Here is a 12,392-nt window from a genome sequence, read left to right on the forward strand (position 1 = left end):
CATCAACCAGGTTATCTCCTTCGTTGATGCAATCAACAACGATACCCAGACTGTTGTCGGCGCTATCGATGGCCTGCGTCCGGTTCTCATGGCTAAGGCTGCTACCGAGTCCTGTCAGGCTGGCGGCGTGTTCGTCAAGGTCGGCGAGTAACTCTTCTTGAATTTCTTTCTCCTCTCTATATTCTAAATTAGAAAAGCAGCTCCAAATGCTTTTCATTCCCTCAAATACAACAGCAAGGCATTTTTTGAAGTGACCTCTAAAAGTCAGTCAAAAATTGTTCAAGCGACCGAAAGGGCTTGCTGCCTGTGAATTACAGGCGGCAGGCCCTTTCGCTTTTCCTTTACTCTCCACCTTCATCCTATATACAATTCGTTATATTTCATCTACATATAACAAAAGAGTGCTGTTCCCCAAACAGCACTCTTTTCCTTAATACTGATACTTTTTCCGTCCCTTGACGAGAAAAAACACCGAAACCATCACACCGAGCGCCTCTGCTACCGGAACAGCCAGCCAGATGCCGGTTTCCTGCAAAATCAGCGGCAGGAGCAGCAGCATCGCCACGAGGAACACAAGCGTGCGCGAAAACGAGATGATCGCAGACACGAGACCATCCGAGAGCGCGGTAAACAGCGAGGAAGCGAAAATACTCGTGCCCATGAGCAGGAAGCTGACCGCATAAATCGGAAAGCCGTGCATGGCAATCCCATACACACTGCTGCCGCGCGGCGTAAACAGGGTCAGCGCCGGCTCGAGCGTCAGCCACGAGAGCAAATATGTGCCGAGCGAGCACGCCAGCACGAACGTCATGCAGATGCGGAAGATATGCCTCAGCTGCGGGATATTTTTCTCGCCGAATTTGTAGCTGATAACCGGTGCAACGCCCATCGAAAAGCCGAAATACACCGCCGTAAACACGAACTGGAAGTACATTGCAATCGTGATGGCGGCTACACCGTCCTCGCCGCGGTAGCGCATGAACAGCGTATTGAACACGAATGTGGTGATGGCGTTCGCAATGTTGCTGACCATCTCGGACGAGCCATTGCCGCACGCGGCAAGCAGAGTCTGTCCGTCGAATTTGAAGGGCACAAAGTACAAGCTACCGGTGCGGTTTTTAGTGAAATACACCAAACCAACGATGGACGGCACGCAGTAGCCGAGGCAGGTGGCAATCGCCGCACCGGCAACACCCATGTTCATCGGGCCCATGAACAGCCAGTCAAGCACCACGTTTGTAATGCCGCCGCCCACCGAGGTCAGCAGACCCAAGCCCGGCTTGCCTGCGGTGACGAACAATGTCTGAAAGGCAGTCTGCAGAAACAGCATGGGTGCAAACACCAGCTGAATGCGTGTGTAAATACGGCAGTCTGCCCACTGCAGCTCACTCGTGCCAAGCAGACGCAGAATGGGGTTCAGAAACAGATTGCCAAACACGGCGAAAATCAGGCCGATACCCAGCGCGACTGCAATCAGCATGGTGAAGTTGCGGCGCGCCTCGTCTGTTCGTCCCTCCCCTTGCCGGCGGGCGATAATAGCGCTGCCGCCCGTGCCGAGCATAATGCCGGTAGCCATCTGCAGGCAGTTGAGCGGATACGACATATTGATTGCGGAAAGCGCGGTTGTGCCGGCAAACCGCGAAATAAACATGCCGTCCACGATGGTGTACATCGACAGCAGCATCATCATTGCAATGTTCGGCAGTGCGAATCGGAGCAGCGATGCGGCGTTGAATTTGCGCGCAAGCGCGTTATTCTGCTCCATTGCGAATCTCCTTTTCAAAAGAATCGGTAAATTTTCGGGTCATTTCCACCATCATGGCGAACTGCTCAGTGCCCATGGCAGCGGCGGCGCGTTCCTCTGCGCGGTACAGACCGCCCAGCTTATCCGCTGTGTAGCGTTTGCCGGATTCGGTCAGGCGCAGCGGCTTTTCCTTGCGGCCGGATACGCTCACCTTTTCCAGATAACCGGCCTGCTCCAACTCCTGCACCACCGTATGAATTGTCTGCTTGGGCAGCAGGCACATCTGCGCGATTCCTCCTTGTGTCATCTCCGAAAACTGATCTAACATATACAGCACCGTTACTGTACTGGGTTTCATGCCGCTGTGCTTCGCCCAGATGTCGTACAGCTCATCCTGTCGAAAAATATATGCGCACAAGTCGTTCATTTGTCTGCGAAAATCCATAATGCACCTCAATAGTCCTAAATCGTACCACGCCATTATAGTATGATTTAGGACTATTGTCAAGTAAAAAAAGCAGACCCGTAAAAGAGTCTGCTTCAAATTTATCCCATCAGCATGGTCCAGAGTGCGCTGAACGGCATGACGAGTATCAGCGCGGGCATGAGATCGACCAGCAGCACGGATTTGATCTTGGAGACACGAAAACCGGCCGACATAGTCAGCACGCCGCCGCACGCGGACAAATCCGCGAACATTTCCGGTGTGAGCGCACCGGACAGCAGCCGTCCTGCGGTAAACACGCACAGGAGAATCACGCACTGCGGCAGCGGGATGGCGCAGATGGCCTTGCCGAGCGTAGACGCGAAGATCATTGCAGTGAACAAGTCCAGCACGGACTTTGCAAACAGCAGGTTCGGATCGCCCGCGATGCCCTCAGTCAGCGTGCTGTACCACCCGAAGCCCGAGCAGCAGAACAGCGCGACCGCCGTGATGTAGAACTCCATATCAATATTATCCCCGCCGAGGTGCATGGTTTTGACCAGCCGATGAAAAAACCGGCTTGTCCAATCCTCAAGGTGCAGCAGGTGCCCGATGGTAAACCCCACCAGAATCGCCAGCACGACCGCTGTCATGCTGACCGCCTTGATAATGGAATTGATGCCGATAGCGATCGAACACATGCCGAACAGCGTCGGCAGGTGCTCTTTCAGGCTGTTCGGCAGGACGTGTCCCAGTGCGGAACCGATCACGCCGCCGGCCAGCACCGAGATACAGTTGACAATTACTCCGATTGGCATAGAATTTCCTTCTTTCTCTTTCCCCTTCTCCTCTATTTCCCATTTTACAGTAGAACAGCGTCTTTGGCAAGCAAAAAAACCGCACAGCCGAAGCTGTGCGGTTTTTATTGCATTTTCGCTTACTTTTCCACGTTTTCGCAGAAACGCATGAGCATTGCCGCTACTTCCGCGCGGGTCGCGTAGCCCTTCGGGTCCAGCTTGCTGCCGGACTTGCCGTTAACAACGCCAGCCGCATTCGCCCACTGGAGCGCCGGAACAGCATAGCTGCTTACGCTCTGCGCGTCCGTATAGCCGTCGAGGCTCTTCGCGCCGGAAACGTCATACTTCTTGTTCTGTGCGTAACGGTACAGCATAGCTGCCAGCTGCTCGCGGGTGATGTTCACCTGCGGGTTGGTGCCGTCGGATACGCCGTTCGCCTTAGCCCAGTTCATACCCTTTTCGTACCAGACAGAGCCGCCGGTGGTGTCCTCGCCGGCATGGCGTGCCAGAACCGTCATCAGCATGCCGCGAGTGGTATTAGCCTTCGGAGAGAAGGTATTCGCTGCGGTGCCGTTCATCATGCCCTTGCCGGTTACATAATCAACCGCGGAAGCGAACCAGTCGTTCGCGGAAACGTCGTTAAACGTGGTCTTAGACGGGGTTTCGTCCGCCTTTGCGTAGCTTACGCCAACGGTAACGGCGGAAGCAGGCATGGTGAAGGTGTAAACGGTGTCGCTCTTCTTAACGGTGGAAACGGACTTGCCGGAGCCGTCGGTAACGGTCAGCTTATCCAGCTTGTAGCCCTTGTCCGGGGACAGGGTAAGGGTAATGGTAGCGCCCTTTTCCGCGTTGGACGGAGAAGCGTTTACGCCGCCGTTGTTGACCGCCGAGGTGGTTACCTTGTAGGTCGTCTTGCCGGAGGAGCTGCCGCCGGAGGAACCGGAGGACGGCTTGGTGTAGGTGAACTCGTAGATGTACGGACTGGATTCACCAGTTACCTTAACCGTGGTATTGCTGCCTGCAACGATATTCTTAGCTGCGTCAAACTTCTTGCTGTTGGTTGCAATCTTAAACTTGATGGTCTTTGCAACCGTTACCTTGGTGTCTGGTGCAACGTCCTTATACAGATCAATGATGTCATCATTCTTTGCACTGTCAACCGCAGCCTGCAGGGTCGGATAAACCTTGCTCTCGATAGCTGCCTCCGGAACGGAAATAACGAACGGACTGAAACCGTTGGTGGTGAAGGTCAGATAAAGCTTATCATCTTTCTTCGTTACCGTGCCGGTGTAATACTCAACCTTGTCGTTGGACTTGGTGTGCTGAATGCTCAGCTTATCGCCGTCAGCAACTGCAAAGCCAGTCGGCAGTTCCATAGTTACCACAGTTGCCTTGGTGATGTTCATCGTCTGATAGTCCTGAACGACCTGTGCATTCTTGGTATTGGTATCGCCGTCCAGTTTAATCTTGTCTGCCGTATCTGCGGTGGACGCTACCACGCGATACTGCGGAGTGATCTCCAGCGCCAGCGTCTTGTTTGCCGCATCATACGCGGTCGGCTCAACCTTCAGCGAGGACTGAACGTACAGCTTCTTATTATCGCCCGGTACAGTAGTTGCCTTTTTAATCAGAGCCTTTGCAGTATCTTCATTGATATCCTTAACGATATCGCCCGTTTCCGCGCCGAGGGTCGGTGCGGAAACCGTCTTAGCTGCTTCTTCAACCTTTGCCTTATCTTCCTTAGAAATGCTTTCGCTTACCTTAACTTCCGGAGCAGAAACAGCAGGCTTAACCTCAACATTGCCGGTGTCGGTCTTTGCAACTACCTTGTAGCTGTAACCGGATACATCACTGGTTCCGGCAACGTAGCCGCTTGCAACGTATGCGCTCGGGTCGGTGGTGAAGTAGCCGCCTCCAACAATAACACGGCTATTCATATCCGTATCGTCCTTTACAACTTTAATCGTATCAACATCGGATTTGAATTTGCCGTCGTTAATCTGAATCTTGGAATCATTAGTCAGAGACGGATATTTTGCCGCGCTATCAAATACCAGTGCAGAGCACGGTACTACAACACGCGAATCGCCAACTTTACCCGTAGCATTGCCGGTCGTATTAAATTCGCCGTTATTTACAACGACAATGCCGCCACGCGCAACAATGCCTGCGCCGCCAGTAATATTAAAAGTACCGCCGTTTACAACAATATTGTCCTTCCACGGCGCATAGATACCACAAGCAACATAGCCGCTGGTCTTAATCATACCGTTGAATGTGCCGCCATTGATAGTAATCTTATTGGCATTTACACGTTCAGGGGTTCCCTCTGTATTCTTGTCAGTTTTATTTCCATTACCCGCAACTACCGCATTATCCAGTGCCGTAAATACGCCATCTTCAATGGTGATCGTTGCACCCGTAGCATAGCCGGTAATAACCGCGCCTTCCTGTGCCTGAATATTAGCATACTCGATTGTTGTGGTAGAGTTATGATTTACGCCAATACCTACATTGCCCGTAGATACAATCTTACCGGACTTGTCAGCAGAAGAATCCTTTACAACCAACGTGCCGCTATTATACAGCGTAGTACCTGTATGTGTCATCGTCTTACCGTTCAAATCCAGCACAATATTTTTATCTGCCGGAATTACAGTCTGACCATTGATATTCGCCAGAAGCTTAACGGTTGCGCCGTTCTGCGCTGCTGCAACAGCGTCAGCCAGCGTCTTATAATAAGTATCGTCAATCTTAGCTACTGCAACGTCCTTCATGGACTTAACCGTGTAGGTATTGTCCGCATTCTTCTCAGTATAGTAATTCTTTTCGCAATATGCGGAAACATCAGAGGAGAATGTACCGCCCGAAACAGCTACCGTAGCAGTGTGTTTAGTGCCCTGAACAATAGTAACAGCATTGCCCTCAGCCGTTACCTTACCGTCCTTGATAGAAACAGATACATCACCATACTTGGCATTTGCATGAATAGCAGCATTGTTAGTACCACCAGTACCATCACCCCAAGAGCCAGTGCTTCCGATACCCTTAGATGTAACAGTGCCATTATTTACAACCAGCGTACCACGATTGATTTGAATACCACCAGCATGACCATAAATAACGCCACCGTTAATTGTGGTAGTGCCAGCCTGCGGGTGATAAATCGCATAATCGGCAGTAGATTCCAGAATACCACCATTTACAGTAATATTACCATCATGATTTAGCATCTGCCCATTGCCAGATACTGCATACCAACCAGCTTTGATCTTGCCACCCTCAATAGTAACAGAAGCATTGGCAGTTTCATTCTGAACACCTACACCGAACTGACCATTATCAGAATTGTTTGTAATGCCAGTTGCAGTATCAATCAAACCGCTCTGCATTACAAAATCACCATTTACAGCATAGATAATCGGCTGATCTGCCTGATTACGGATATAAGTCTTGGTAACAGTTGTAATCTTACCCTGACCCTCACCATTTGCAGAAGTATCGGTGCTGTCCTTCAAGGTCAGCTTACCATATACTTTAATATTGCCTGCACCGGTATTAGCCGCCTTTACTTCATAACCATTCAGGTCGAGCGTAATATCTTTTCCCGATGTAATGCTAAGACCAGTTTTACTAATGTCCGTAGCCGCCGTCATAACGATTGTATCGCCAGTTTTTGCATTTACAACTGCATCAGCCAGCGTAGAATACGTTGCATCGCCAATCTTAGCAACAGCAGATGTAACTTCACTGGAACCCGTGCCAGCAGAAGCACTGCCGTCAGCCGTGTTTTCAGCATCTTCATCCGCCGCAAATGCCACCGGTGCCATGGTCAGCACCATCATCACAGCGAGAAAAGCCGATAACAATCTTCTTTTCATGTTTATCCTCCTCGAAATTGTTTTTTCCGGCATAATCGGTGCCGTTTCGCCTTTCCTTCGCAAAATTTGTACTTAGGAAGGTTTTGTGTCTGAGGGCGAGCACCTCAGACACAAGGGTACCCTTGTGCCGCTTTATTGCCTACATCATACCACCGTTTTACATTTTTTGCAATGCCATTTATCACAAAACTTTGTCGATTTTGTGTCGTTTTGACATAATTATAACTTTTTCATTGCTTTTGCACAATTAAAATTGCCAGCATTTATACATTTTTACCACCGCCGCTTGTATTTTGCGCCCGGTTATGCTATGGTAAACGCAGTAATTTGGAACATTTGTGTTCAACCGCTTCTGAGTCCGTTTTATCGGACACCCGATATGCGATACTCAAAGCATGAAAGGGAGGCATGGCATATGAAAAACGACGATTACGGCTTCTACGGCAAGGGACTTGACGGCTATGTGCACTACCGGCAGGGCATGCAGGAAGCGGCGCGCAATGCACCGAATGCGTCCGGCGGCCACCGGCCTGTCTCCGCAGAGCAGAAAACAACCGAGCCTGCACCGAAATCCGACGAATCCGGTCAGATCAGCAAGTGGATCCTGCAGCATCCGCTGCATACGGCGTGCATGATCAGCTGGTTTATTGCGCTGACCTGCGTGATTATTGAAAGCCTGGGTGAACCGTCCATCCAGTTTATGACGGCAACGGCGGTCATCTGCGTGGTTGCCCTGATTTTCCTCGGCATAGAGGTTATCAACTTTATCATCTGGTTTTTCAAAAACTGCTGAGCACCAAAAAACGAGCCGACAGCATGGCTTTCGGCTCGTTTTCTCTCTGTTGCTATACCTGCGGGAAACGCGTATCAGTATCCCTCCGACCGGTTAACGACATTTTTCAGCGGGTTTCCGGTCAAATACCGCTCCAGATTGTCCATGCAGATATGCCAGATCGTGTTCTGCACGTCCGCGCTGCCGCCGAAGCTCGGGCCTGCGATATGCGGCGTGAGCAGCACGTTCTCCATGTCCCACAGCGGACAGTCCGCCGGAAGCGGTTCGTTCTCGAATACATCGAGTGCGGCGCCGCCAAGGTGGCCGTCCTGCAGAGCCGACACCAGATCGTCCGTCCCCGCCAGACTGCCGCGTCCGACATTGACCAGCACCGCGCCTGCTTTCATCGCGTGCAGACGCTCCGCAGTCAGCAGACCCGCGGTCTCGCGCGTGTTCGGCAGACAGCCGATGACGATGTCCGCCCGCGGGAGCAGAGCATCTAACGCATCGAGTGTATGCGCTTCCTCGAAGTCTTCCGGTACGGTCGAAACCGCTGTGCGCTTCACGCCGAGCACAGCTGCGCCGAAGACTTTCAATCGGCGGGCCACATTCGCGCCGATGTCGCCCATGCCGAGTACAAGCGCGGTCTTGCCGGAAATCGTCTCCGCATGGTCGTATTTTTGCCAGATATGCGCCTGTTTGTTGCTCCAGTACCGTCCAAACGAGCGGTACAGCGCCACCAGACTGCCAATCGCGTACTCCGCGATGATCGTGCCGAACGCGCCGGATGCATTCGCCAGCACCACGCTCTGCGGCAGATTTTCCATGCGCGTGTACTTGTCCGCGCCCGCCCAGGTCAGCTGCAGCAGACGCAGGTTTTCGGTCTGCGCCAGCTGGGCTTCACTCGGTTCGCCGAAAATAACCGCAGCCGCGCGAAGCTGCTCTGCGGTCGGGTGTTCGCCGTTCTCCGCGAACGTGAACGCGCACCGCGTACCGAATCGGGTATTTAACGTCTCACGCATGGTCCAATCGCACTGTGCGAGCACCAAAACGGATGTTTTTTCGTTCTGCATTGTGTTTTCTCCGTTATCTGTCAGAATATTTACAATTATATAGTACGGATTTCCGGTTTTCAACAATGGGATAATAAAAAGCATCTGCATGAGCAGACACTTTTCAAATTATTTTTATAATTTCATTTCGCGGTTCTTTCTGCGCAGATAGGTCGCCAGCGCATACAGAACGGCGATATCCTCCTCGTCCAGACCTGTTAAATCCAGCGTCTGCGTTTTTGCAACACACAGCAGATAGTCTGTCGATACCTTGAAAATCTCGGATAATTCGATAATATACTGCGTACTCGGTACATTCAGGCCCAATTCCCACGCATTTACGCTCGACCGTGTGATGCCCAGCCGCTTTGCCAGCGCGGCCTGTGAGATGTTGTGGCTCTCCCGCAGCATTTTAATTCGTTCCCCTATAATCAGCATGCTATCACCTTATTATAGGGTATGCTAATCACGATGATATTACGATATCATTATGATATTTTTAATTGACATACATATTTCTTCCAGCTATACTAAAGAAGATAATAGGAGGACTGTACATGGTAATCTTACTAACGCTCTTGGTATGTCTGATCATAACTCTTATACTCTGGGGAATCTATGCTGCCCTTCGTTCCATGCTATCCAACAAGTGGCTTCATGACGAGGCACGACAGGATGTTGTACATCTGTTTAATCAAGACTTACCGAAATGGTTGGAAGCAGCTTATACCGCCTTAAACCAGCATTTGCAGACACAGCGCAGCAAATGTGACTGGAGCATAGAAATTACATGCCCCTCCCATGCTGTTATTGATCGATGCCATATCAATTTTTCCGGTTCGCAAGGTATTATTCTGGACAGTGCCAATCAGCAACTACTCTACTATAAAACAAAGGATTTGCCGGAATTACATGCCCTTCAATGCACAAATGCCCATCCGTTAGAAGCATTTGAGTGTTTTTCTCTTCCCTACTCCGATATTCTCCAGGCACAGCTTATTACTTCAAAACACGCCTATACGCAAATGAAAACGAAAGGCGGCATTTCTCAAGGCACCACCGAACAGCATGCCGCCGGGCAAACGGTCTATGACAAATTAGCAATCGTTATTCAAATCAAGAATCCCAATCATCCATATATAGAATTAGACTTTTCTAATCATACCGCAGTATCTGAACTGTGGAAAATCCTTCAGACCTCCGGCATATTAGGAAATATCTTTGAAACCGAGACTAAATTCAGCATTTCATATGCAGGCTGCGATACCGATATCAAGATTCGGAAGCGTTTCTCCGCTATTCCATCGCTTTCATTCGCTCTGACGTCGATCGGACCGGCACAGTTAAATATGTTAAATCAAACCCTGCTCCATCTGGAAGCGATTGCACAAGCTAATCCGTCCGATTCCGCACCTGTTTCATGATTTTCATAATAAAAAAGCGCCTGCTCATGCAGGCGCTTTTTCGATTCATTTACGCATCATTCGACAGATGGAACTTATCGAACGCATAGAACACAAGGCTCATGATCATGCCGACGATAGCGGCGAGGGTCATACCGGAGAGCGATACATCGCCCAGCGCCAGCGTCACGCCGGACAGGCCGGTAACAAAGATAACCGAGGTCAGGATCATGTTGCGGTTCTTGCTGTAATCCACATGATTATCAACCAGAATACGCAGACCGGAGGTGCCGATCATGCCGTACAACAGGAACGAGATACCGCCGATGACCGGGCCCGGAATGGTCTGGATAAGCGCCGCCAGCGGACCAACGAACGAACAGATGATACTCAGCACAGCCGCGCCGCCGATCACGCGCACGGAGTACACCTTGGTGATTGCCATAACGCCGATGTTTTCGCCGTAGGTAGTGGTCGGCACCGAGCCGATAAAGCCGGAGATCATGGTCGAGAAGTTATCCGCGAACAGCGAACGGTGCAGACCGGGATCTTTCAGCAGATCGCGACCGATGACCTTGCCGGTAACCAGCTGATGACCGATATGCTCGTTTGCGATAACCAGAAGGACCGGAAGAATGATAAGGATGGCGTTGATGTCAAACTTCGGGGTCTGGAAATTCGGAATGGAGATAAAGCTGGTGTGCAGCGCATCTACAATGGTCTGAGTCTCGATAACACCGGTGAGCACACCCGCGATGTAGCCGCAGATAATGGCGATCAAAATCGGAATAGTCGAAAAGAAGCCGCGGAACAGCACGCTGCCGAATACCGCAACAGCCAGCGTTACAAGGAAGGTGACAACCGTTCCGGTGGTGACGCTATCACCGACAATGCAGCCGGTAGAAGCCGCAGAGCCTGCCAGCTCCAAGCCGATCAGGGCAACAACCGGCCCCATGGCAGCAGGCGGCAGAACGACGTTGATCCAGTCTGTACCGCACTTATAGATAATGAATGCGAGCACACAGCCGCACGCACCTACGACAACAAAGCCGCCGAGCGCGTACTGATAACCCCAGTTCTGGATAACGATGGTCGCCGGAGCGATAAACGCGAACGACGAGCCGAGGTATGCGGGCGCCTTGCCCTTGGTGATGAGGATGAACAGCAGTGTGCCGATACCGTTCATGAACAGCACAATCGCCGGGTTCATATGGAAGATGAACGGCACGAGCACGGACGCGCCGAACATCGCAAACATATGCTGGATGGACAGCGGCACGAGCAGGCGCGGCGGCACCTTTTCCTCTACCTGAATGATTCTGTTGCTTTGCATCGTTTTTCATTCCCCCTAAAATATTTCTCTTTTTCCAAAACCCGTCAGCGGAACAGATTTTTGATCTGCTCCATCCGGGCACATGTCATATTATACCCCATTTCATAGCCCCATTCCAGCTTTTTCACGTCTTTTTCAAAGCTGTTCAGCGATTTTTCGGGCTGAAGGAGCACGGTGTCCTGCGGTTTGTTCTCCGCAAGTCGGTGACAGAAGCAGACTGTCTCGTTGTAGTGCTTGGCACGCTCAAGCAGCACCTTGGGCATCGCCGGATATTTGCGCTTCAGCCACTTTGCGGTCAGCTCTACGCCGCGCGTCAGCGTCTTGCGGTAGCTTTCCGGCTGCGTAAGCACAATCAGATTGCGCTCGTTGCCGTCGTGCAGGCTGCGCAGAATCGGGATCGGGTCGGCCAGACCGCCGTCGTAATACGTCTCGCCGTCCATCTGCACCGGTGGGAAGTAGATCGGGATGGCGCAGGTCGCTCGCAGCATCGTGCATGGACGGTCCATGCGCATGCCGTCGAGGTATTCGGCTTTGCCTGTCTTTGCATTGGTGACACCGACCAGATATTTTCCCTGATATTTATGAAATGTGTCCCAGTCAAACGGCACAAGCTGGTTCGGGATGGTATCGAACACGAAATCTGTGCCGAAAATGGAGTGGTCGTGCAGCAGGTTGCGCGCACCGAAATAGCGCTTGTCGCCACGATACTGCCGCAGTATGTTAATGTTGCGCTCACGCTGCCGTGAGAGATACGACGCCGCATAGGTGATGCCGGCGGACACGCCGATGACGTAATCGAACATGATGCCGTTGTCGAGCAGCGCGTCCATCACGCCGCAGGAGAATACCGGGCGGAAGGTTCCGCCTTCTAAGACTAAACCGGGCATAATTAACCTGCCTTTCTTACTATTTTTCTGAAATCGAGAGAGTTTTCGTGTTTTTCGGCACACGCTGTCTGGTGCAGTAAAAATCCACGCTATTTTACA

At 51.4% G+C, this 12,392-nt stretch carries 10 protein-coding genes; 2 read left to right on the forward strand and 8 right to left on the reverse strand.

From position 1 onward, the window contains the following. Positions 1-430 precede the first annotated feature (430 nt). The 4 genes from DW088_RS11725 to DW088_RS16375 all read right to left on the reverse strand — a co-directional run bounded on the left by DW088_RS11725 (position 431) and on the right by DW088_RS16375 (position 6,846). Positions 431-1,765, reverse strand: coding sequence for an MATE family efflux transporter (locus DW088_RS11725; protein WP_118360859.1), 1,335 nt, complete (start codon positions 1,763-1,765; stop codon positions 431-433). Next, a complete protein-coding gene (locus tag DW088_RS11730) occupies positions 1,752-2,189 on the reverse strand; it encodes a MarR family transcriptional regulator (protein WP_158574682.1) in 438 nt (145 codons plus the stop codon). The genes DW088_RS11725 and DW088_RS11730 overlap by 14 nt, the downstream gene beginning before the upstream one ends. Before the next feature lie 101 nt (positions 2,190-2,290). Further along, positions 2,291-2,986, reverse strand: coding sequence for a DUF554 domain-containing protein (locus DW088_RS11735; protein ID WP_118360861.1), 696 nt, complete (start codon positions 2,984-2,986; stop codon positions 2,291-2,293). Between the two features lie 119 nt (positions 2,987-3,105). Next, positions 3,106-6,846 carry an S-layer homology domain-containing protein gene (locus tag DW088_RS16375; protein WP_243029910.1) on the reverse strand — a complete coding sequence of 1,247 codons (3,741 nt, stop codon included), beginning with the start codon at positions 6,844-6,846 and terminating at the stop codon, positions 3,106-3,108. Between the two features lie 415 nt (positions 6,847-7,261). Here DW088_RS16375 and DW088_RS11745 point away from each other — a divergent pair, with 415 nt between their 5' ends. Next, complete coding sequence (locus DW088_RS11745; protein ID WP_118360862.1) at positions 7,262-7,639, forward strand: hypothetical protein; 378 nt, start codon at positions 7,262-7,264, stop codon at positions 7,637-7,639. Positions 7,640-7,713: 74 nt separating this feature from the next. On the opposite strand, the gene DW088_RS11750 is transcribed toward DW088_RS11745, so the two are convergent. Together DW088_RS11750 and DW088_RS11755 are read right to left on the reverse strand one after the other, a co-directional pair. Then, entirely contained in the window at positions 7,714-8,691 is a 978-nt protein-coding gene (locus DW088_RS11750) for a D-2-hydroxyacid dehydrogenase (RefSeq protein WP_158574683.1), read from the reverse strand. A gap of 114 nt (positions 8,692-8,805) precedes the next feature. Beyond that, positions 8,806-9,108, reverse strand: a complete 303-nt coding sequence (locus DW088_RS11755) for a helix-turn-helix domain-containing protein (protein ID WP_330423312.1) — start codon at positions 9,106-9,108, stop codon at positions 8,806-8,808. A 119-nt stretch (positions 9,109-9,227) separates the two neighbouring features. Here DW088_RS11755 and DW088_RS11760 point away from each other — a divergent pair, with 119 nt between their 5' ends. Further along, on the forward strand, positions 9,228-10,094 hold the full coding sequence (locus DW088_RS11760) for a hypothetical protein (RefSeq protein ID WP_118360864.1): 867 nt from the start codon (positions 9,228-9,230) through the stop codon (positions 10,092-10,094). 49 nt (positions 10,095-10,143) lie between these two features. Here the strand turns inward: DW088_RS11760 and uraA are convergent, their stop codons facing one another. Together uraA and DW088_RS11770 are read right to left on the reverse strand one after the other, a co-directional pair. After that, positions 10,144-11,406: a uracil permease gene (uraA, locus tag DW088_RS11765; RefSeq protein WP_118360865.1), complete on the reverse strand. Its 1,263-nt coding sequence runs from the start codon at positions 11,404-11,406 to the stop codon at positions 10,144-10,146. Positions 11,407-11,450: 44 nt separating this feature from the next. Beyond that, positions 11,451-12,293 carry a patatin-like phospholipase family protein gene (locus DW088_RS11770; protein ID WP_118360866.1) on the reverse strand — a complete coding sequence of 281 codons (843 nt, stop codon included), beginning with the start codon at positions 12,291-12,293 and terminating at the stop codon, positions 11,451-11,453. Positions 12,294-12,392 lie beyond the last annotated feature (99 nt).

Source organism: Butyricicoccus sp. AM05-1, from assembly GCF_003474415.1.
GTDB classification, from domain to species: domain Bacteria; phylum Bacillota; class Clostridia; order Oscillospirales; family Butyricicoccaceae; genus Agathobaculum; species Agathobaculum butyriciproducens.